Annotated in this window: 10 protein-coding genes; 8 read left to right on the top strand and 2 right to left on the bottom strand. The window is 69.7% G+C overall.

Annotated elements, in window-relative coordinates; all coding sequences use genetic code 11:
* Window positions 1-194 precede the first annotated feature (194 nt).
* A complete protein-coding gene (gene acnA, locus AB0L75_RS02950; protein WP_365174432.1) occupies window positions 195-2909 on the top strand; it encodes an aconitate hydratase AcnA in 2715 nt (904 codons plus the stop codon).
* A 167-nt stretch (window positions 2910-3076) separates the two neighbouring features.
* Complete coding sequence (locus tag AB0L75_RS02945; protein WP_365174429.1) at window positions 3077-4546, top strand: HAMP domain-containing sensor histidine kinase; 1470 nt, start codon at window positions 3077-3079, stop codon at window positions 4544-4546.
* Window positions 4547-4560: 14 nt separating this feature from the next.
* Here the strand turns inward: AB0L75_RS02945 and AB0L75_RS02940 are convergent, their stop codons facing one another.
* Window positions 4561-7254: a SpoIIE family protein phosphatase gene (locus tag AB0L75_RS02940; protein ID WP_365174426.1), complete on the bottom strand. Its 2694-nt coding sequence runs from the start codon at window positions 7252-7254 to the stop codon at window positions 4561-4563.
* A 463-nt stretch (window positions 7255-7717) separates the two neighbouring features.
* Here AB0L75_RS02940 and AB0L75_RS02935 point away from each other — a divergent pair, with 463 nt between their 5' ends.
* Window positions 7718-10984 (top strand): GH92 family glycosyl hydrolase, encoded by a 3267-nt coding sequence (locus AB0L75_RS02935; protein ID WP_365174424.1) that lies wholly within the window; start codon window positions 7718-7720, stop codon window positions 10982-10984.
* Between the two features lie 56 nt (window positions 10985-11040).
* Here AB0L75_RS02935 and AB0L75_RS02930 read toward each other — a convergent pair whose 3' ends face one another.
* Complete coding sequence (locus AB0L75_RS02930; RefSeq protein ID WP_365174421.1) at window positions 11041-14850, bottom strand: GH92 family glycosyl hydrolase; 3810 nt, start codon at window positions 14848-14850, stop codon at window positions 11041-11043.
* A 350-nt stretch (window positions 14851-15200) separates the two neighbouring features.
* Here AB0L75_RS02930 and ngcE point away from each other — a divergent pair, with 350 nt between their 5' ends.
* From ngcE to AB0L75_RS02905, 5 genes are all read left to right on the top strand, one after another.
* Window positions 15201-16646 carry an N-acetylglucosamine/diacetylchitobiose ABC transporter substrate-binding protein gene (gene ngcE / locus AB0L75_RS02925; protein WP_365174419.1) on the top strand — a complete coding sequence of 482 codons (1446 nt, stop codon included), beginning with the start codon at window positions 15201-15203 and terminating at the stop codon, window positions 16644-16646.
* 30 nt (window positions 16647-16676) lie between these two features.
* Entirely contained in the window at window positions 16677-17603 is a 927-nt protein-coding gene (locus tag AB0L75_RS02920) for a sugar ABC transporter permease (RefSeq protein WP_365174417.1), read from the top strand.
* A gap of 228 nt (window positions 17604-17831) precedes the next feature.
* Entirely contained in the window at window positions 17832-18755 is a 924-nt protein-coding gene (locus AB0L75_RS02915; RefSeq protein WP_365174414.1) for a carbohydrate ABC transporter permease, read from the top strand.
* Between the two features lie 204 nt (window positions 18756-18959).
* Window positions 18960-20159, top strand: a complete 1200-nt coding sequence (locus tag AB0L75_RS02910; protein ID WP_365174412.1) for an ROK family transcriptional regulator — start codon at window positions 18960-18962, stop codon at window positions 20157-20159.
* Between the two features lie 133 nt (window positions 20160-20292).
* Window positions 20293-21393, top strand: coding sequence for a substrate-binding domain-containing protein (locus AB0L75_RS02905; RefSeq protein ID WP_365174879.1), 1101 nt, complete (start codon window positions 20293-20295; stop codon window positions 21391-21393).
* Window positions 21394-21459: the final 66 nt, after the last annotated feature.

Genomic DNA, 21459 nt, shown 5'->3' with positions numbered 1-21459 from the left:
CCTGGGCCCGGCCGGGCATGACCATCCAGCCCCCATGTACTAGAGTTATCTCGACATCGAGATATCTGCCGAGGCGCACCGTAGCCGCCACTCCGGTAAGGGTGACCTAACTTAGCCTTACCTTACTGGATCGGCCAAGTAGGCATGGCGGCACGATTGACGGTGGTACGCGCACATCAATGAAGGAGACTGTCGTGTCGGCGAACAGCTTCGACGCCCGCAGCACGCTGCAGGTGGGCGACGAGTCGTACGAGATCTTCCGGCTGGACAAGGTGGAGGGCTCGGCCCGCCTGCCGTACAGCCTCAAGGTCCTGCTGGAGAACCTGCTCCGCACGGAGGACGGCGCGAACATCACCGCCGACCACATCCGTGCCCTCGGCGGCTGGGACTCCCAGGCCCAGCCCAGCCAGGAGATCCAGTTCACGCCGGCCCGCGTGATCATGCAGGACTTCACCGGCGTGCCCTGTGTCGTGGACCTCGCGACCATGCGTGAGGCCGTGAAGGAGCTGGGCGGCGACCCCGCCAAGATCAACCCGCTGGCGCCGGCCGAGCTGGTCATCGACCACTCCGTCATCGCCGACAAGTTCGGCACGAACGACGCCTTCAAGCAGAACGTCGAGCTGGAGTACGGCCGCAACAAGGAGCGCTACCAGTTCCTGCGCTGGGGCCAGACCGCCTTCGACGAGTTCAAGGTCGTCCCGCCGGGCACCGGCATCGTCCACCAGGTGAACATCGAGCACCTGGCCCGTGTCGTGATGGTCCGCGACGGCAAGGCCTACCCGGACACCCTGGTCGGCACCGACTCGCACACCACGATGGTCAACGGCCTCGGCGTCCTCGGCTGGGGCGTCGGCGGCATCGAGGCCGAGGCCGCCATGCTCGGCCAGCCGGTCTCCATGCTCATCCCGCGCGTCGTCGGCTTCAAGCTGACCGGCGAGCTGCCCACCGGCACCACCGCCACCGACCTCGTGCTCACCATCACCGAGATGCTCCGCAAGCACGGTGTGGTCGGCAAGTTCGTCGAGTTCTACGGCGAGGGTGTGGCGGCGACGAGCCTCGCCAACCGCGCCACCATCGGCAACATGTCGCCGGAGTTCGGCTCCACCGCCGCGATCTTCCCGATCGACGACGAGACCCTGAACTACCTGCGCCTGACCGGCCGCAGCGAGCAGCAGGTCGCGCTCGTCGAGGCCTACGCCAAGCAGCAGGGCCTGTGGCTGGACCCGAAGGCCGAGCCGGACTTCTCCGAGAAGCTCGAACTGGACCTGTCCACGGTCGTGCCGTCCATCGCCGGCCCGAAGCGCCCGCAGGACCGCATCGTCCTCGCGAACGCCGCCCAGCAGTTCGCGCTCGACGTCCGCAACTACGTCGACACCGCCGACGAGGCCGGCAAGGAGTCCTTCCCGGCGTCCGACGCCCCGGCCTCCGTCGACGGCGTCCCGTCCCGTCCGGTCACCGTGACCGCCCCCGACGGCACGACGTACGAGATCGACCACGGCGCCGTCACCGTCGCCGCGATCACCTCCTGCACCAACACCTCCAACCCGTACGTCATGATCGGCGCCGCCCTGGTCGCCAAGAAGGCGGTCGAGAAGGGCCTGACCCGCAAGCCGTGGGTCAAGTCCACCCTCGCCCCGGGTTCGAAGGTCGTCACCGACTACTTCGAGAAGTCCGGCCTCACCCCGTACCTGGACAAGCTGGGCTTCAACCTCGTCGGTTACGGCTGCACCACCTGCATCGGCAACTCCGGCCCGCTGCCGGAGGAGGTCTCCAAGGCCGTCAACGACCACGACCTCGCGGTCACCTCGGTCCTCTCCGGCAACCGGAACTTCGAGGGCCGGATCAACCCCGACGTCAAGATGAACTACCTGGCCTCCCCGCCGCTGGTCGTCGCGTACGCCATCGCGGGCTCCATGAAGGTGGACATCACCCGTGACGCCCTGGGCAACGACCAGGACGGCAACCCGGTCTACCTGAAGGACATCTGGCCGACCGAGGCCGAGGTCAACGAGGTCGTCGCGGGCGCCATCGGCGAGGACATGTTCGAGAAGTCCTACGCCGACGTCTTCGCGGGCGACGCCCAGTGGCAGGCGCTCCCGGTCCCGACCGGCAACACCTTCGAGTGGGACGCCGAGTCCACCTACGTCCGCAAGCCCCCGTACTTCGAGGGCATGGGCATGGAGCCGGCCCCGGTCGAGAACATCACCGGTGCCCGCGTCCTGGCCAAGCTGGGCGACTCGGTCACCACCGACCACATCTCCCCGGCCGGCGCCATCAAGGCCGACACCCCGGCCGGCAAGTACCTCACCGAGCACGGTGTGGAGCGTCGTGACTTCAACTCCTACGGCTCCCGCCGAGGCAACCACGAGGTCATGATCCGCGGTACGTTCGCCAACATCCGCCTGCGCAACCAGATCGCGCCGGGCACCGAGGGCGGCTACACCCGCGACTTCACGCAGGAGGGCGGCCCGGTCTCCTTCATCTACGACGCCTCGCAGAACTACCAGGCCGCCGGCACCCCGCTGGTCGTCCTGGCCGGCAAGGAGTACGGCTCCGGCTCGTCCCGCGACTGGGCGGCCAAGGGTACGGCCCTCCTCGGCGTCAAGGCCGTCATCGCCGAGTCGTACGAGCGCATCCACCGCTCGAACCTCATCGGCATGGGCGTGCTGCCGCTCCAGTTCCCGGAGGGCCAGTCCGCCGAGTCCCTCGGCCTGACCGGTGAGGAGACCTTCTCCATCATCGACGTCGTCACGCTGAACGAGGGCACCACGCCGAGCACGGTCCAGGTCTCCACCGACACCGGTGTCGAGTTCGACGCGGTCGTCCGCATCGACACCCCCGGTGAGGCCGACTACTACCGCAACGGCGGCATCATGCAGTACGTGCTGCGCAACCTGATCCGCAAGTAAGCGGTACGGCACGGCACTTGAGGGCCGCATCCCCGAAAGCCGGGGGTGCGGCCCTCAGCCGTACCGCGACCAGGTCATCGCCGCGGCTCAGGTGGAACACAGCCTTCCCTCAGCGGACCGGTACAGCATTGCTCCATGCCGGCAAGAACGCGCAGAGGAGCCCCAGGATGACGCGCCGCCTGCTGCTCCTGCTCACCGCCATCGTCGTCTGCGTGTGCGGCGCGCTCGGGCTGACCACCGTCTTCGCCCAACGCGCCTACCTGATGGGTGAGTTGGACGACCGGGTGAACGACGCCGCCGTGCACGGGGTGACCGGTGCCGCGCGCCACCCCGAACGCCCCGGCGACCTCACCTTCCTGCGCACCGGCGGCCATCCGTCCGGACTGCTCGCCGCCCGGTTCGGCCCCGGCGGACAGATCCTGGCCGGAGCGGTCGTCCGCCGGGACGACGGTCCCGGCCCGCTCACCGCGGCCCAGCGCTCCGCTCTCACCGGCGTTCCCGACGACGGCACCACCCGCACCCGCACCGTCCCCGGCCTCGGCACCTACCGCGTCACCGTCCTCGACGCGAGCGGCATCCGCGTCCTGGCCGGCCTGCCCATGGACGACCTGCGGCACACCCTCGACGGACTCGTCCGGATCGAGGCCGCGGCCACCGCCGTCGCGCTCGCCCTCGCGGGCGGCGGCTGCGCCCTCGCCGTACGACGGCAGCTGCGCCCGCTCGGCCGGGTCGCCGCCACCGCCGCCGAGGTCGCCCGGACGCCGCTCGGACCGGACCGGCCCGCCGGCCTCGCCCGGGTCCCCGCACCCGATGCCGACCCCGGCACCGAGGCCGGCCAGGTCGGCGCCGCCCTCAACCGCATGATGGACCAGGTCGAGGCCTCGTTCGCCGAACGCCGGCGCAGCGAGGAACGCATGCGCCGCTTCATCGCCGACGCCGGTCACGAACTGCGCACCCCGCTCGCCTCCATCGCCGGCTACGCCGAGCTGATGAACCGCGGCGCCGCACCGGCCACAGCGGATCTCGCCTGGCGCCGGATCGGCGTGGCGTCGGCCCGGATGACCGGCCTGGTCGAGGACCTGCTGCTGCTCGCCCGCCTCGCCGAGGACCGGCCCTCGCAGACGGCCGAGGTGGACCTCGCGATACTGGTCGCGGAGGCGGTACGGGACGCTCGCGCGGCCGGCCCGGACCACGTGTGGCGCATCGAGCTTCCCCCAAGGCCCCCGCTCCCGGTCATGGGCGACGGGCCACGGCTGAGGCAGGCGGTGTCCGCGCTGCTGGCCAACGCCCGGGTGCACACCCCGCCCGGTACGACGGTCACCGTCAGCGTCGGGACCACCGCCGGCCACCACACCGTCAGGGTCCGCGACGACGGCCCCGGCATCCCGCACGACCTGCTCCCCGCGGTCTTCGACCCGTTCACCCGCGCCGACGCCTCCCGTACCCGCGCGGGCCTCGGCGAGGGCGGCTCGGGGCTGGGGCTAGCCGTGACGGCGGCGATCACCCGCGCGCACGGCGGCGCCGTCCACGTGGACAGCGTGCCCGGCCGGACCGAGTTCACGGTCGCTCTCCCGGCACCCGCTCCACCACCCCCGGCCGGCCGCCCCACCTCCCACCCCCTGAGCACGTCGGCCTGACCCCCGGCCCCTCCTCACTCCGCCAGGAGTGCGTCCAGGTCCGGGATGGTCAGTTCGGCCCAGATCACCTTGCCCTGAGGGGTGTACCGGGTGCCCCAGCGTTCGGCCAGTTGGGAGACGAGGAACAGGCCCCGGCCGCCCTCGTCGGTCGTCGCCGCGTACCGCAGATGCGGCGAGGTGCTGCTGCCGTCGGACACCTCGCAGATCAGCGTGCGGTCATGGATCAGCCGCACATGGATCGGATCGGAGCCATAGCGGATGGCATTGGTGATCAGCTCGCTCAGCACCAGTTCCATGCCGAAGCCCAGCTCGGACAGGCCCCACTCGGCCAGCTTCTCGGACACGGCGGCGCGCATCCCGGACACGGCGGCCGGGTCGTGCGGTACGTCCCAGTCGGCGACCTGTTCGGCCGGCAGCGCCCGGGTGCGTGCGATGAGCAGGGCGACGTCGTCCGCGGGACGCTCGGGCAGCAGCTCCTCCAGCACCGCCCGGCAGCTCTCCTCCGGCGGCCGGTCGGGGTGACCCGCCAGCGACCGGCGCAGCAGCTCCATCCCCACGTCCAGGTCGCGCGAGCGGTCCTCGACCAGACCGTCGGTGTACAGCGCGAGCTGGCTGCCCTCCGCCAGCTCGAACTCGGCCGTCTGGAACGGCATGCCGCCCAGGCCCAGCGGCGGCCCGGCCGGCAGATCCGGGAAGGTGACGCTGCCGTCGGGCGCGATCAGCGCGGGCGCCAGATGCCCGGCCCGCGCCATCACACAGCGGCGCGTCACCGGGTCGTAGATCGCGTACAGGCAGGTGGCGCCGACGATCTCACCGGCCGTCTCGGGACAGGCCTCGTCCTGGTCGATCCGGCCGACCAGGTCGTCCAGATGGCTGAGCAGCTCGTCGGGCGGCAGGTCGAGGGTGGAGAAGTTGTGCACCGCGGTCCGCAGCCGGCCCATCGTCGCGGCGGCGTGCAGACCGTGCCCGACCACATCGCCGACGGCCAGCGCCACCCGGCTCCCCGGCAGCGGGATCACATCGAACCAGTCGCCGCTCACACCCGACTGCGCGGGCAGATAGCGGTAGGCGACGTCGAGGGCGCTCTGCGCGGGCAGCGCCCTCGGCAGCAGGCTGCGCTGCAGGGTCACGGCCAGGGCGTGCTCGCGGGTGTACCGGCGGGCGTTGTCGATGCTGACCGCGGCACGCGCCACCAGCTCCTCGGCCAGCGACAGCTCCTCCGCGTCGAAGGGCTCCCGTTTGGAACGCCAGAAGTTGGCCATGCCCAGCACGATGCCGCGGGCCTGGATGGGCGCGGCGATGAGCGAGTGGATGCCGTAGTCGAGGATCTGCCGGGCGCGCTGCGGATCCTGCGCGGTCCAGCCGTCGGCGGTCGACAGGTCGGTCACCAGCTCGGACCGGCCGGCGCTGTAGCCGCGGGCCTGCGGAGTGGAGGGCAGGAAGTCGATCAGCCGGCCCTTCTCGTAGAGCGGGTGATCGTCCCGTATGCCGCTCACCGCGATGCGCCGCATGTCCGTCGCCGTGGGCGCCGGCTCCTCGCCGTGCAGCACGGCGTCGGCCACGTCCACGGTGACGAAGTCGGCGAAGCGGGGCACCGCGACCCGCGTCAGCTCGTCGGCCGTCCGGACCACGTCGAGGCTGCTGCCGATGCCCAGTCCGGCGTCGTACAGCAGCTCCAGCCGCTCCCGCGTCACCTCGGCCCGGCCGGTGATGGCCTGCAGCTCGGTGCAGTCGCGGAGGGTCACCACGGCCGCGCTGGGGCCGCCCGTGCGGTCCGTGGGCCGCTGGTTGACGGCCAGCAGCCGTCCCCCGGCGAAGTGCACCTCGTCGGAGGCGGCGCGCCCGGAGACGAGCAGCTCCACCGTCGCGGGGTCGAGACCCGGCAGCTCCCGCACGGTGCGCCCCTCGGCGTCGGGGGGCAGCTCCAGCAGCCGTCTGGCCTCGTCGTTGACCAGCAGCAGCCGGCCGTCGTCCCCGACGATGAGCACGCCCTCGCGCACCGAGTGCAGCACCGTGTCGTGATGCTCGTACATACGGGTCATCTCGTCCGCCCCCAGGCTGTGCGTCTGCCGCCGCAGCCGCCGGCCCACCAGTGCCGTACCGCCGGTCGACACCACCAGCGCTCCGGCCCCGGCGGCCAGGATGATCGGCAGCTGGCGGTCCACCTGGACGTTCACGTTCTTCACCTTGAGCCCGGCGGAGACGAGGGCGACGACCTTGCCGTGGGTGTCGTAGATCGGGACGGTCGCCTGTTCCTCGTGGCCGAGCGGCCCGTGGACCTCCTCGGTGTAGACCTTCCCGGCCAGTGACGGGCCGATCCGGCCCACGAACCGATGCCCGATCTTGCTCGGCATGGGATGGGTGTAGCGGATGCCCTGGGTGTTCATGACCACGATGAAGTCGACGCCCGCGGACTTGCGTGCCGCCTCGGTCAGGGGCTGGAGGATCTTGGACGGGTCGGGGGTGTGCAGCGCCTGCACCACGCCGGGGGAGTGCGCGAAGGTCTGCGCGACGGCGATCGACCGGCGCCTGGCCTCGGTGCTGGTGTCACGTTCCGACTGCAGGACGAGAGCGATGACGCCGCAGACCACGAGCAGGACCACAAGCGCCACTTGCAGAAGGAAGACCTGCCCGGCGACACTGCGCGGACTCCTGCCGGCCTTGAAGCGCCAGAAGCTACGCCTGAATCGGGCGGATGCATCCGACATGCGGCATTTGTAGCACTGGTCGGTCCCGCTGCCTATGGCCGTTTCGTGACGCGGGCACATTTTCCTCGCCTCGTGCGTCGCACAAGGAGACTCTCACCCCTCGGGTCACGGTGGCGGCGGGTTTGTGCGGCCCGGGAATCCCGGTCGCTCTGGGCGGACCCGGCGGTCGTGTGCACCGGGTCCGCGAGCCGGACGGGGGAGGGGGGTCGGTTGGACACCCGCCCGGGTGGTGCCGGCCTGTGACGTCGTCCTGCGGAGTGAGACAACGTTGTCCAATGGTCCGTACACGACTCTACCGCCTCAACCGACAACGATGTCAACCCACTTGGAGTAGCCCGACCGGGTGATCCCGGCGGGTGTCAGCCGGGGCGTATGTGGTCTCCCGTGGTACCGGTGGCGCACGTTACTGTCCCTGCGGCTTGTGCGACCTGTGGTGCGCGGCCCGTCCGTCAGGAAGGGCCCCATGCGTTTCAGATCCCTGTGCCTGCTGACGGCCGCCGTGCTCGCGCTCGGCGGAGCCACCCCCGCCCTCGCGGCGGCCGCCGCACCCCCCGACCTCGTCAAGGACCCCACCCGCTACGTCGATCCGCTGATCGGCACCAAGAACGGCGGCAACGTCTTCCCGGGCGCCGTCGTGCCCTTCGGCATGCTCTCCTGGAGCCCCGAGAACACCCCGGGGGCCGCCACGAGAACCGCCGCGCCCGGTGGCTACCAGTACGACACCACCCGCATCCGGGGCTTCAGCCTCACCCATATGTCCGGCACCGGCTGCGCGGGCGGCAGCGGCGACATCCCCTTCTTCCCGTACGCCGGCGAGGTCACCTCCTCCCCGGCGAGCGACACCGAGGACGCCGTCTACGCCTCCGGCTTCACCCACGCCGACGAGACCGCCGAGCCCGGCCACTACAAGGTGGGCCTGGCCTCCGGGGCCACCGCCGACCTCACCGCCACCGCACGCACCGGCTCGGCCCGCTTCACCTTCCCGGCCGGCAAGCCCGCCTCGCTGCTGGTGCGCACCGCCAACTCCGAGGTGGGCTCGGCGGATTCGTCCGTCACGATCGACCCGCGGCGCCGTACCGTCTCCGGCTCGGTCACCTCCGGTGACTTCTGCGGCTACCTCGACCCCGAAGGCCGACGCGCCTACTACACCCTGTACTTCACCGCCCGCTTCGACCGCGCCTTCAAGAACGCCGGCACCTGGCGGGACGACAAGCTGAACCCCGGCTCCCTGACGGCGTCCGGCGGCACCGGCGGCTTCGCGCACGGCGGGCGACCCGTCGCGGGCAAGGGCGCCGGCGGCTATGTCGAGTTCGTACCCGGCACCGGCCCGGTCGGCGTCCAGGTGGGCATCTCCTACGTCAGCAAGGCGGCCGCCGAGGCCAACCTCGCCGCCGAGAACCCGCCCGGCCGCTCCTTCGACGCGGTCGCGAGCGCGGCCCGCGGGGCCTGGCGCGAGCGGCTCGGCGCGATCCGTGTCGGCGGCGGCACGGACGCCGACCGCACCACCTTCTACACCGCCCTGTACCACGCGCTGCTGCACCCGAACGTCATCAGCGACACCGACGGCCGCTACCGGGGCAGCGACGGCAGGCCGCACCGGGTCGGCCACGGCCACCTCGCCCAGTACGGCACCTTCTCCGGCTGGGACGTCTACCGCGACCAGGTGCAGCTGCTCACCCTGCTCGACCCGCGCACCGGCTCCGACATCGCCCAGTCGCTGTACGAGCTGGCCGGACAGAACGGCGGGGTCTGGGACCGCTGGCTGCACGGCGCGAGCGGCACCCATGTCATGAACGGCGACCCCTCGCCGACCGCGCTGGCCGGCATCCGCGCCTTCGGCGGCACCGACTTCGATCTGCCCGGCGCGCTGGGCTCCCTCGTCGAGGCGGCCACCGTCCCCACCGAGCAGGACCGCTCCCCGGCGGGCAGGCCGGTGCTGTCCGCCGGCCAGCGGCCGTCCCTGGACACGTACCTCAGGCTGCACTACATGCCGAGCGTCTCCAGCGCCTGGGGCGGCGCCGCCGAGACCCTGGAGATGTCCACGGCCGACTTCTCGCTCTCCCAGCTCGCGGCGGCGGCAGGGGAGAAAGAGACCGCCGCCGCCTTCGCCCGGCGCGCCCACTGGTGGCAGAACAGCTTCGACATCGCCGCCGACCCCGGCGGCGGCTACATCGCCGACCGCAGGGCCGACGGCAGCTGGGTCACCGGCTTCACCCCGGACACCGGCAACGGCTTCGTCGAGGGCTCGGCGGCCCAGTACACCTGGATGGTCCCGCACGACCCGGCGGGCCTGTTCGCCGCGATGGGCGGCCGGGACAAGGCCCTCGCACGGCTCGACGACTTCTTCCACGACGCCCACGGGGGCTGGGCCTTCACCGGCCACGGCGGCACCAAGTCCGAGCTGGACAACGAGCCGTCGATCAACGTCCCCTACCTGTACGACTACGCGGGCGCTCCCTACAGGACACAGGAGACCGTACGGGCCGCGATGCGGCAGCTGTGGTCGGCCGCGCCCGGTGGCATCCCCGGCAACGACGACCTCGGCGCGATGTCGTCCTGGTACGTCTTCGCCGCCCTCGGCATGTACCCGCAGGTGCCCTCCCGCGCCGAACTCGTCCTCGCCTCACCGCTGTTCGAGCGCGTGGAGATCAGCCGGCCGCAGGGCAACGACATCTCCATCCACGCGAGGGGCGCGGCACCAGGCGCACCGTACGTCCGGTCCCTGCGGGTCGACGGCCGCACCAGTGACCGTCCCTGGCTGCCGGCCTCCTTCGTCCGCGACGGCGGCCGGCTCGACTACACCCTGTCCGCCACCCCGGACCGCGCCTGGGGCGCGGACAGCCCGCCGCCGTCCTTCCGCGAGGGCGAGCAGCCCTACCAGATCGGCGTCGGCCCCACCGCCGCCACGCTCGCGCCCGGCGCCCGCACCAAGACCGTCATCCGCGCCCTGTCCCTGAACGGCGGCACCGGCCCCGAGGTGCGCTTCCGGGTGGACGCCCCGCCCGGCGTCACCGCCACGCCCGCCGGGGGCACGGTCACCGGCGGCGTCCAGGAGATCACGCTCACCGCCGCCGGGGACGCCGCGCAGGGCTTCGCCGACGCCGAGGTCACGGTGACCTCGGGCGACACGTCGTACGAGCAGCCGGTCTCGCTCACGGTGGCCGCCCCCGGCACCCTGCTCGCCGCCTACGACAACACCGGGATCTCGGACGACAACGGCAACCACGACGAGGCCGACTACGACGGCGGCGGCTGGAGCTACTCCCGCCAGGCCCTCGCCGCGGCCGGCCTGACCCCGGGCGGCCGGTCCACGGTCGACGGGCTCACCTTCACCTGGCCCGGCTCGCCCGACGGCCGCCCGGACAACGCCTCCGGAACCGGCCAGGCCATCGAACTGCCCCGCCCCGCAGGCGCGTTGTCCTTCATCGGCAGCGCGGTCAACGGCGACCAGCGGACCAGGGCGACCGTCACCTACACCGACGGCACGACCGACACCGTCGACCTGTCCTTCACCGACTGGACCGTCGGCGGCGGAGCCGGCACCGTCCGGTACGGCAACGAGGTGGTCGCCAGGGCGCCGTACCGCAATGTCGCGGGCGGCGGCCGGGACCCGGTGGCGTCCTACGTCTTCGCCACCAAGCCGTTCACGGCGCCGGACGGCAAGGCCGTCGCGAGCATCCGGCTCCCGCACGACGGCGACCTGCACGTGTTCACCCTGGCCACCGGCTGACCCAGGACAGGAAAGGGGCGGACCCGGACCGGCCCGCCCCTCTTTCCCTGCCCGGGTCAGGCCAGCAGCTCCACCTCCGCCAGCGTCGCCGTGCCGTCCAGGACCAGCCGGTACCTCGTGTAGGTGCCCGGCGCGGCGATGGTGAACGCCCGGGTCTGGCGGTCCCAGGTGAAGGACTCCCCGGAGCGGTGGTCCAGGGTCTTCCAGGAGCTGCCGTCCGCGGAGCCCTGGAGGGTCCAGCCGGTCGGCGCCCTGGTGTGGTCGGTGGACGAGGTCAGCGTGTACTGGACGGCCTTCACCGCCCCGGGCACCGGCAGGTCCACCGAGCCGACCGTGGCGTCCGTGGCCGAGGTGTTGTCGAACAGCGGCCCGTCGCCCCTCAGGACGTCCTGCCGGGGCGCCGGGACGTTGTCGTCCTGGGTGATGGAGACCGGGGCCGCGTCCTTGCCCGTGCCCCATGTCGAGGGCTCGGCGCCCATGGCGAACTCCAGCACCCCGCCCTTGGACAGCAGCGCGTGGGGGAGCGAAGTGGAGTTCCAGGGGCGGCCGTTGAACGTCACACCTTGGATGTAGACGTTCTTCGCGCTGTTCCGCGGCGCCTTGACGACCAGGTCGTGGCCGTTCTCCAGATGCACGGTGACCTTCTTGAACAGCGGGGAGCCGACGGAGTACTCGCCGCTGCCCATGACGAGGGGGTAGAAGCCGAGCGCGGAGAAGAGGTACCAGCCCGACTGCTCGCCGTTGTCCTCGTCGCCGTGGTAGCCCTGCCCGATCTCGCTGCCGGCATAGAGCCGGGAGAGGATCTCGCGGACCGCCGACTGGGTCTTCCAGGGCTCGCCGGCCGCGTCGTACATGTACGACACATGGTGCGCGACCTGGTTGGACTGCCCGAGCATGCCCATCCGGACATCCCGTGCCTCGGTCATCTCATGGATGACACCGCCGTAGGAGCCGACGAACTCCGGCGAGGCGGTCTCCGGGGTGGAGAAGAACGCGTCGAGCTTCTCGGCGAGAGCCTGCCGGCCGCCGTAGAGGTTGGCCAGGCCCCGGCTGTCCTGCGGGACGCTGAAGGCGTAACCCCAGCCGTTGGTCTCCGTGTAGTCGTAGCCCCACACGCGCGGGTCGTACGTCGAGGAGTCGACGCGCCAGTCGCCCTGGGCGTCACGGCCCTGGAAGAAGCCTCCGGCCGCCTTGGGGTCGAACAGGTTCACATAGCCGCGGGCGCGGTTGAGGAAGTACTCGGACTCCTCCTTGTAGTGCTTGTCGCCCGTCTTCTGGAACAGCGCCTCGCCCATCTTCGCGATGCCGTAGTCGTTGACGTATCCCTCCATCGCCCAGGACAGGCCCTCGGTGGTGGCGGTGCTGGTGTAGCCGAGGAACGGCGAGGTGGTCATGCCCTTGCGGCCCACGCCCGACATCGGCGGCACCACGGTCGCGTTCTTCAGGGCCGCCTGGTACGCCGCCTTCGCGTCGAACTGCACGCCCTTGACATAGGCGTCGGCGAACGCCACGTCCGAGGAGGTACCGGTCATCAGGTCGGCGTAGCCGGGGGAGGACCAGCGGGAGGTCCAGCCGCCGTCCTTGTACTGCTGCACGAACCCGTCGACCATCTCGCCCGCCTGCGAGGGCGTGAGGAAGGAGTACGCCGGCCACGTGGTCCGGTAGGTGTCCCAGAAACCGTTGTTGACGTACACCTTGCCGTCGACGATCTTCGCACCGGTGTGGGTCGGGGTGTCCTGGCTCTGCATCGGGGAGAAGGGGGAGGCGTACTGGTAGGCGTCCCCGACCTTCTCGAAGCCCGAGTTCGGGTACAGGTACAGCCGGTACATGCTGGAGTACAGCGTGGTCAGCTGGTCCGGGGTCGCGCCCTCCACCTCGACCTTGCCGAGCAGCTTGTCCCAGGTGCGCTGGGCCTGCTGCCTGACCGTGTCGAAGGAGGTGCCGTCCGGGATCTCCTGGCGCAGGTTGTCCTTGGCCTGGTCGACGCTGATCAGCGAGGTCGCCAGGCGCAGTGTGACCGTGCGGTCCGCGCCCGCGTCGAAACGCAGGTAACCCTTCACCCCGCTCGATCCGCCGTCGGTCACCGGCTTGTCGAACTGGCCGTACACGAACAGCCGGGTCGCCCCGGTGGACAGGCCCGACTTCACGTCCGAGTAACCGGTGACGACCCCGTTCTCCTTGTCGAGGGTCAGCCCCGCCTGCTCGGTGACGTTGTCGAACAGCACGCTCGCGTCGTCGCCGGGGTAGGTGAAGCGCAGCGCCGCCGCGTGGTCGGTCGGGGTCATCTCGGCCCTCAGGCCGTTCTCGAAACGGACTCCGTAGTAATACGGCCGCGCGGTCTCGTTCTCGTGCCGGAACGGCAGCTCGCGCGCCTCGCGCCCGGTGTCCGGAGTCCCGGCGGCGGCCGACGGCATCACCTGGAAGGTCTGCCGGTCACCCATCCAGGGGCTCGGCTCATGGCTCGCGCTGAACGCCTGGATCGTCGGCAGGTTCGCGTCGTTGTTCGCACGCGCGTACTCGTACAGCCAGCTCAGCGAGGACGCGTTGGTCACCGGCGTCCAGAAGTTGAAACCGTGCGGGAGCGCGGTCGCCGGGAAGTCGTTGCCGCGCGAGAAGCTGCCGCTGGAGTTGGTGCCGCGCGTGGTCAGCGCGTAGTCCGACAGATGCGCCTTCGGCTTCTCCGCGGCAACCGGTTTCAGGGACACGTCGTCGATCCAGCCCCGGAACTTCGCCGGCCCGTCGGGGGAGTCGTACCCCACGAGGATCCGGTCGACCGTCTTGCCGGCCGCCACCGAGCCGATCCGCGCGACCACGTTGTTCCACTGGTTGACGTACAGCGACTTCGACGCGCCCTGCCCGCGCGGCGACAGCGGGAATCCGTGCTGGTCCAGCGCGCCCAGGTCGCTCAGATAGGTGCCGTCCGTGAAGGCCAGGTCGAGGGAGACGTTCGTGGCGTCGTAGTCGCGGTCGCCGTCGGCCATCGACGGGAAGATGCGGTACGACAGCTGGGTGTCGTCGCCGACCTTCACCCGCACGTCGAAGACCTTGTTGTACGAGTACGCCCGGCCGCCCGCCGTGTGCCGCCCGGCGTAGCGCAGTGCCCTCGTTCCGGTGAATCCGGCCCGTGCCTTGGCCGTGGGCGAGCCGGTCGGGCCCTTGTCGACCAGTGTCAGCATGTCCTGCGGCACCGGGCCGCCCGCGCCGCCGGTGGAGAACTGCACATCGGCGAGCTGCAGGATGTCGGGGGCGCCGTTGTTCTTCGTGACCTCCAGCCGGAAGTGCTGGTACGCGGCCGGCTCGGCCAGGTCGTAGGACTTGGTCTGGAAGCGCTCGGTGAAGTTCTCGTCCGAGCGGGTGTCGACCGTCTTCCAGTCCTTGCCGTCGGTGGAGCCGAGCAGCGTCCAGTCCCTCGGGTCGCGCTGGTCGTAGTCGTTGGCCGAGGTGAGCGCGTACGTCCGGAGCTTGATGGGCTGGTCGAGGTCGAACTCCACCCAGCCGGTGGGCTGGAAGGTCAGCCATTTGGTGCCGGGCTCGCCGTCGACCAGGTTCTCCTTCACCTCGCCCGCGCCCGTGTTCTCGCCGCTCGCCCGGACATCGGTGACATGGTCGGTCACATTGCCCGGGATGCCGGTGCTGTAGCCGCCGTCGACACCCGAGGCGCGCTTCCTGCCGTCCGGTCCGGTGTCGACGGTGTTCAGCCAGTCGGGTGCCGGATCGCCCGTCTCGAACGAGGATGCGAACGCCCGGTCGGCGGCCGGAGCCTTGGCGGGCAGGGCGACCGCCGCACCCTGTGCGCCGACGGCCATGACAAAGGCGGCCGTGAGGACGACCGCCGGACCCCATCTGTGCCGAGTTCTCCGCTGCATCTACGGATTCCCCTCCTGCGCCCCCTCCCGACAACGTTGTCACCATGAGGCGCAGGAACCAGTAGGTCGCCAAGTGGCCCGTGATGTCAAGGGTGTTGGGTGTGGCATTCAGGGACTTATGTCGCGAATTTTTGTGCCAGGCCACCTGCGGGGGGCTCATCATTCCCCGAGGTCTCAACTCGGAAAAGACCCGACGCGAACCCTGCATTCGATCTTGCTCAGTCGACCGAAAGTGGACTATACCTGTCGGCACTTCCAGCATGACCCTGCACGACCCAGCACTACCCGACAGCGGTGCCGGGGAGGATCCGGTTCACCGCCTGAGTCCTGGAGAAGGCGAGGACTTGAGCATGGGATCCACCTCTCACCACGGTGCCGAAGGCGTCGGCCGTCGTGATCTGATCAAGCGGTCCGCCGTACTCGGCCTGGTCGCGGCCCCCGGCATGGGCCTGCTCTCCGCCTGCGCGAGCAGCGGCGGGGGCGGGCAGACCAAGGACAAGGCGGGAAAGAAGACCGCCAAGAACCCGCTCGGCGTCAATGAGACCGCCCAGATGGAATTCGTCCTCTTCGACGGCGGCTTCGGCAAGGAGTACGCCCAGGACGCGGTGAAGATCTATGAGAAGGACTTCCCCAAGGCGCATGTGAAGTTCTCCGCCACCCAGAAGATCCAGTCCACCCTCCAGCCCCGCTTCAACCAGGGCAACCCGCCGGACCTCATCGACAACTCCGGCGCCGAGCAGATGGACATGGGCGTGCTCGTCGGCAAGAGCCAGCTGACCGACCTCACCCCGCTGCTGGACGCGCCGTCGTACGACGACCCGAACAAGATGGTCCGCGACACCCTGCGCCCCGGCATCGTGGAGATGGGCCAGTTCGACGGCAAGCCGGTCTGGATCCTCTACTACGCCTACACGGTGTACGGCGTCTGGTACTCCCAGAAGGCCCTGAACTCGCTCGACGCGGAATACCCGAAGACCTGGGACGAGATGCTGCAGGTCTGCGAGAAGGCCAAGAAGAAGGGCATGGCGGGCTGGACGTACGCGGGCAAGTACCCGTACTACCTCCCCTTCTCGCTGTACCCGATGATCGGCAAGGTCGGCGGGCGCGAGGTGCTCGACGCCATCGACAACCTGGAGCCGAACGCCTGGAAGCACCCGGCCGTCAAGGCCTGCCTCGACGCGTACTACGAGCTGTACCAGAAGGGCTACGTCCTCAAGGGCACCCCGGGCCTGGACCACATCCAGTCCCAGACCGCCTGGGCCAAGGGCGAGGCGCTGTTCATCCCGAACGGCTCCTGGGTGGAGAACGAGTCGGCCAACGTCATCCCGGGCGACTTCGACCTCGCCGTCTCCGCGCCCTCCGGCATCGACTCGTCCGACAAACTGCCCTTCGGCACCATCTGGGCCTCCGGCGGTGAGCCCTTCATCGTGCCCGCCCATGCCGCGAACGCCGAGGGCGGCATGGAGCAGCTGCGCATCATGCTCTCCGAGGCGTCCTCGAAGAACTTCACGGCCAAGGTGAAGTCGCTGACCGCGTACAACGGCGGCACCACCGGCATCACCCTCACCCCGGGTCTGAAATCCGGCGTGGCGGCGCTGAAGCTGGCCGGATCCAACGTGGTGAATCCGCGCCTGCAGGACTGGTATGTGCAGCTGCAGAAGGAGAAGATCGGTGTGGCCGGTCTCGGGGAGATGATGGCCGGCCGGCTCACTCCCGCCGAGGCCGTCAAGAAGATCCAGGGATTCGCCGACGAGGCGGCCAAGGACACCTCGATCAAGCACTACAAGCACCAGTAACCAGCACCCTTTCAACGCACCGGAGTGGCGATGCAGCACGGCAAGTACCGGTTCATTGTGGGGTTTCTGGCGCTGCCCCTGGGACTGTACGCGCTCTTCGTGGTGTGGCCGTTCATCCAGTCCATCTATTACTCGTTCACGGACTGGACCGGCCTGAGCCCCGAATTCAAGATGGTCGGCTTCGACAACTACAAGAGGATGCTCCACGACGACATCTTCTGGAAGTCGTTGCAGCACAGTCTGCTGTTCGCTCTGGTGCTCCCGCTGGTGACGATCAGTCTGGCGCTGTTCTTCGCCTTCATGATCAATGTGGGCGGGCGCCGGAGGAAGGGCGGCCCCGTGATCTCCGGGGTCCGGGGCTCGTCCTTCTACAAGATCGTGTACTTCTTCCCGCAGGTGCTGTCCATCGCGATCGTCGCGCTGCTCTTCCAGTTCGCGTACAACCCGGACAGCGGCGCGATCAACTCGCTGCTGCGCGGCATCGGCCTCGACAGCGTCCAGCCGCTGTGGCTGGGCGACCCGAGCCTCGCGCTGTGGTGTGTGATGGCGGTGCTGGTGTGGTCCACGACCGGCTTCTTCGTGGTCCTGTTCTCGGCGGGCATGGCCTCGATCCCGACGGAGCTGTACGAGTCGGCGCTGCTCGACGGCGCGGGCCGGGCCACCACCTTCTTCCGCATCACCCTGCCGCTGCTGTGGGACACCGTGCAGTCCGGCTGGGTCTACATGGGCATCCTCGCGCTCGGCGCCGAGTCGTTCGCGGTCGTACAGATCATGACGACCGGCCCGGGCGGGCCCGACTACTCGACCACGGTGATGGTCCTGTACGTGTACCAGAAGGCGTTCCGGGACGGTCAGGCCGCCTACGCCACCACCATCGGCGTCGCCCTGCTCGTCGTCACCCTCGCCTTCGCGGCGATCGTGATGCGGCTGGGCCGCCGCGAGCGGTTGGAGTTCTAGGGCCTTTCTTTCGGATCAGGCCGGCCTCAGGGGACGGCGCCTGCCAACCCGACCCGAGCGGGGTCTGGTGCGTGCAGATGCAAGGCGGAGGAGGGAGTCGACGCGTGGGGGTACCCCCGCGCGAGCCCCATTCGAGCGTGGGGGAGTCGGCGAGTACGACAACGCGGCAGATGTGCGTGCCAGGGCCCGCGACCCCGGCAGGATCCGAAAGAGAGGCCCTGAGAACCGATGAAGACGACCGAGACCCCCGCACCGCGGCCGGCCGAGTCCGGCGCCAGCGTCTCCAAGGTCGACGCACCCGCCCCGAAGCCCGCCCGGCAGAAGAAGGAGGGCGGTGTCCTCAACGTCTTCTCGCACGGCGTGCTGATCATCTGGGCGATCATGGTGGTCATGCCGCTGCTGTGGGCGGTGATGACGTCCTTCAAGTCGGACAGCTCGATCTTCGGCTCGCCCTGGTCCCTGCCGGACAAGCTGCACTTCGACAACTGGTCGCGGGCCTGGACCCAGGCCAACATGGGCGACTACTTCCTGAACACCGTCCTGGTGGTGGGCGGCTCGCTCATCGGCACCCTGGTGCTCGGCTCCATGGCGGCGTACGTCCTCGCCCGCTTCGACTTCCCGGGCAACCGGTTCATCTACTACCTGTTCGTCGGGGGCATGAGCTTCCCGATCATGCTCGCGCTGGTCCCGCTGTTCTATGTCGTGAACAACATGGGCATGCTGAACACGATCCACGGCCTGATCCTGGTCTACATCGCGTACTCGCTGCCCTTCACGGTGTTCTTCCTCACGGCCTTCTTCCGCACCCTGCCCTCCTCGGTGGCGGAGGCGGCCTTCGTGGACGGCGCTTCGCACACGCGTACGTTCTTCCAGATCATGCTGCCGATGGCCAAGCCGGGCCTGATCAGCGTGGGCATCTTCAACTTCCTCGGGCAGTGGAACCAGTACATGCTGCCCACGGTCCTCAACACCGACCCGGACAAGAAGGTGCTCACCCAGGGCCTGGTCCAGCTCGCGGTCAGCCAGGGCTACAAGGGCGACTGGTCCGGTCTCTTCGCCGGCCTGGTCATGGCCATGCTGCCGGTGCTCGGGGCGTACATCGTCTTCCAGCGCCAGGTCGTCCAGGGCCTGACCGCGGGGGCGCTGAAATAGCCCGCTGAGCCCGGTGGGGTGACGCCCCGCGTCCGTCCGAGGCACGCCGCTTCCCTTGCGGGGGCGGCGTGCGCGTGTGTTTCCCGAGGGTCCCGAAACGGTTCAACCTCTTGACGTAAGCAGCCCCGAACGGCTCAGCTTAGAGTTCACTAGTTGGACATACGCGGGGCCTCGCCGAAGCGGCCTCGCGCTCAGGAGGTCGTCGTGGAGACTCCAGGGTCGCAGTCGTCGCTGCACCGAGCCAACCTGGAGCGGGTCGTACGGGCCGTTCGCCTGGCCGGGTCCCTCACGCAGGCGGAGATCGCGCGGACGACCGGTCTGTCCGCCGCCACGGTCTCCAATATCGTGCGGGAGCTGAAGGACGGCGGAACCGTCGAGGTCACGCCCACGTCGGCGGGCGGGCGGCGGGCTCGCAGCGTCAGCCTGAGCGGCGACGCCGGGATTGTGATCGGCGTCGACTTCGGGCACACCCACATGCGCGTCGCGATCGGCAACCTCGCCCATCAGGTACTGGCCGAGGAGTCCGAGCCGCTGGACGTCGACGCCTCCGCCGCACAGGGCTTCGACCGGGCCGAACAGCTGGTCAGCCGCCTGATCGCGGCCACCGGCGTGAGCCGGTCCAAGGTGGCCGGGGTGGGCCTCGGCGTGCCCGGCCCGATCGACGTGGAGTCGGGCACCCTCGGGTCCACCGCCATCCTGCCCGGCTGGACCGGCACCAAGCCCGCCGAGGAGCTGCGCGAGCGGCTGGGCGTGCCCGTGCACGTGGACAACGACGCCAACCTCGGCGCCCTCGGCGAGCTGGTCTGGGGCAGCGGGAAGGGCGTGCGGGACCTCGCGTACATCAAGGTCGCGAGCGGTGTCGGCGCCGGTCTGGTGATCGACGGGAAGATCTACCGGGGTCCGGGCGGCACGGCCGGAGAAATCGGGCATATTACACTCGATGAATCCGGCCCGGTCTGCCGTTGCGGGAACCGCGGCTGCCTGGAGACGTTCGCGGCCGCGCGCTATGTGCTCCCGCTGCTCCAGCCCAGCCACGGCCCCGACCTGACGATGGAAGGCGTCGTACGGCTGGCCAGGGACGGTGACCCGGGCTGTCGTCGGGTGATCGCCGACGTCGGCCGCCACATCGGCAGCGGGGTGGCCAACCTGTGCAATCTGCTGAACCCGAGCCGGGTGGTCCTCGGCGGTGATCTCGCCGAGGCCGGTGAGCTGGTGCTCGGGCCGATCAGGGAGTCCGTCGGCCGCTACGCCATTCCCAGCGCGGCGCGCCAACTGTCCGTTCTCCCGGGGGCACTTGGGGGCCGTGCGGAAGTGCTCGGAGCGCTCGCCCTCGCCCTCAGCGAGATGGGCGATTCGACTCTTTTGGACGGATCACTGTCGATGGCGACCCCTGCCTTCACTTAGAGAACGGATGGCACCGTTGCCATCTCGTTAAGGATTTACTTCTTGACGTCGCACGTGTGGCCGAGTTGACTTCCAGCCACCTCGGCCGCAACGACGCGGCCTCGTCAGGGAGGTTTGTGAAGTGAACGCACGTATGCGTCGTGCCGCCGTTGCCGTAGCCGCCGGTGCGATGGCGGTCTCGCTGGCCGCCTGTGGCAGTGCCAAGGAGTCGAAGGGCGGCAGCTCTTCCTCCTCGTCGCCGAAGAAGGGCGACAACATCAAGGTCGGTCTCCTGCTTCCGGAGAACAAGACCGCGCGTTACGAGAAGTTCGACAGGCCGCTGATCGAGAAGAAGATCAAGGAACTGACGAACGGCAAGGCCACCATCCAGTACAACAACGCCCGCCAGGACGTGAACCTGCAGGCGCAGCAGGTCGACACCATGATCACCAACAAGGTGGACGTCCTGATCCTGGACGCGGTGGACGCCAAGGCCATCCAGAACTCCGTGCAGAAGGCCGTGGACGCCGGCATCAAGGTCGTCGCCTACGACCGCCTGGCCGAGGGCCCGATCAGCGCCTACACCTCCTTCGACAACGAGAAGGTCGGCGAGACCCAGGGCCAGGCCCTGCTGACGGCGCTGGGCAGCAAGGCCAACAAGTCCTCCCAGATCGTCATGATCAACGGCTCGGTCACCGACCCGAACGCCGCCCAGTTCAAGGCGGGCGCCCACAAGGTCCTCAACGGCAAGGTCACGATCGCCAAGGAGTACGACACCAAGGAGTGGTCGCCGGACAACGCCAACTCCGAGATGGAGGCGGCGATCTCCGCGGTCGGCAAGGACAAGATCGCGGGTGTCTACTCCGCCAACGACGGCATGGCCGGCGGTATCATCACCGCCCTCAGCGCCGCGGGCGTCAAGGTCCCGGTCACCGGCCAGGACGCCGAGCTGGCCGGCGTGCAGCGCATCGTCGCCGGCACGCAGTACATGAGCGTCTACAAGCCGTACGCCCCCGAGGCCGACGCCGCCGCCACGATGGCCGTCTACCTCGCCCAGGGCAAGGCGCTGGACTCCGTCTCCAAGGACAAGGTCTCCAGCAACTCCCAGAAGGACGTCCCCTCGGTCCTCGTCCCGGTCACCGCGCTGACCAAGGACAACATCAAGGACACCGTCATCAAGGACGGCGTCTACACCGTCGCCGACATCTGCACCGCCGACTACAAGGCGGCCTGCGACAAGCTCGGCCTCAAGTAAGCGGCGTCAAGTCCCTTCCCGTACCCGGGTGTTCGTCCTTGAATGCCCGTAGGGAAGCCGACTGCC

Origin of the sequence: Streptomyces sp. NPDC052101 (genome assembly GCF_040680235.1) — a bacterium.
Lineage (GTDB): Bacteria > Actinomycetota > Actinomycetes > Streptomycetales > Streptomycetaceae > Streptomyces.
The sequence above is the reverse complement of the archived record's forward strand: the minus strand, read 5'-3'. Positions and strand labels throughout refer to the sequence as shown.

What these genes read in the sequence shown, in the direction of transcription:
- AB0L75_RS02935 (WP_365174424.1), top strand. Translation starts at nt 7,718, where the DNA reads ATGCGTTTCAGATCCCTGTGCCTGCTGACGGCCGCCGTGCTCGCGCTC.
- AB0L75_RS02920 (WP_365174417.1), top strand. Translation starts at nt 16,677, where the DNA reads ATGCAGCACGGCAAGTACCGGTTCATTGTGGGGTTTCTGGCGCTGCCC.
- AB0L75_RS02905 (WP_365174879.1), top strand. Translation starts at nt 20,293, where the DNA reads ATGCGTCGTGCCGCCGTTGCCGTAGCCGCCGGTGCGATGGCGGTCTCG.
- AB0L75_RS02915 (WP_365174414.1), top strand. Translation starts at nt 17,832, where the DNA reads ATGAAGACGACCGAGACCCCCGCACCGCGGCCGGCCGAGTCCGGCGCC.
- AB0L75_RS02945 (WP_365174429.1), top strand. Translation starts at nt 3,077, where the DNA reads ATGACGCGCCGCCTGCTGCTCCTGCTCACCGCCATCGTCGTCTGCGTG.
- AB0L75_RS02930 (WP_365174421.1), bottom strand. Translation starts at nt 14,850, where the DNA reads ATGCAGCGGAGAACTCGGCACAGATGGGGTCCGGCGGTCGTCCTCACG.
- AB0L75_RS02940 (WP_365174426.1), bottom strand. Translation starts at nt 7,254, where the DNA reads ATGTCGGATGCATCCGCCCGATTCAGGCGTAGCTTCTGGCGCTTCAAG.
- ngcE (WP_365174419.1), top strand. Translation starts at nt 15,201, where the DNA reads ATGGGATCCACCTCTCACCACGGTGCCGAAGGCGTCGGCCGTCGTGAT.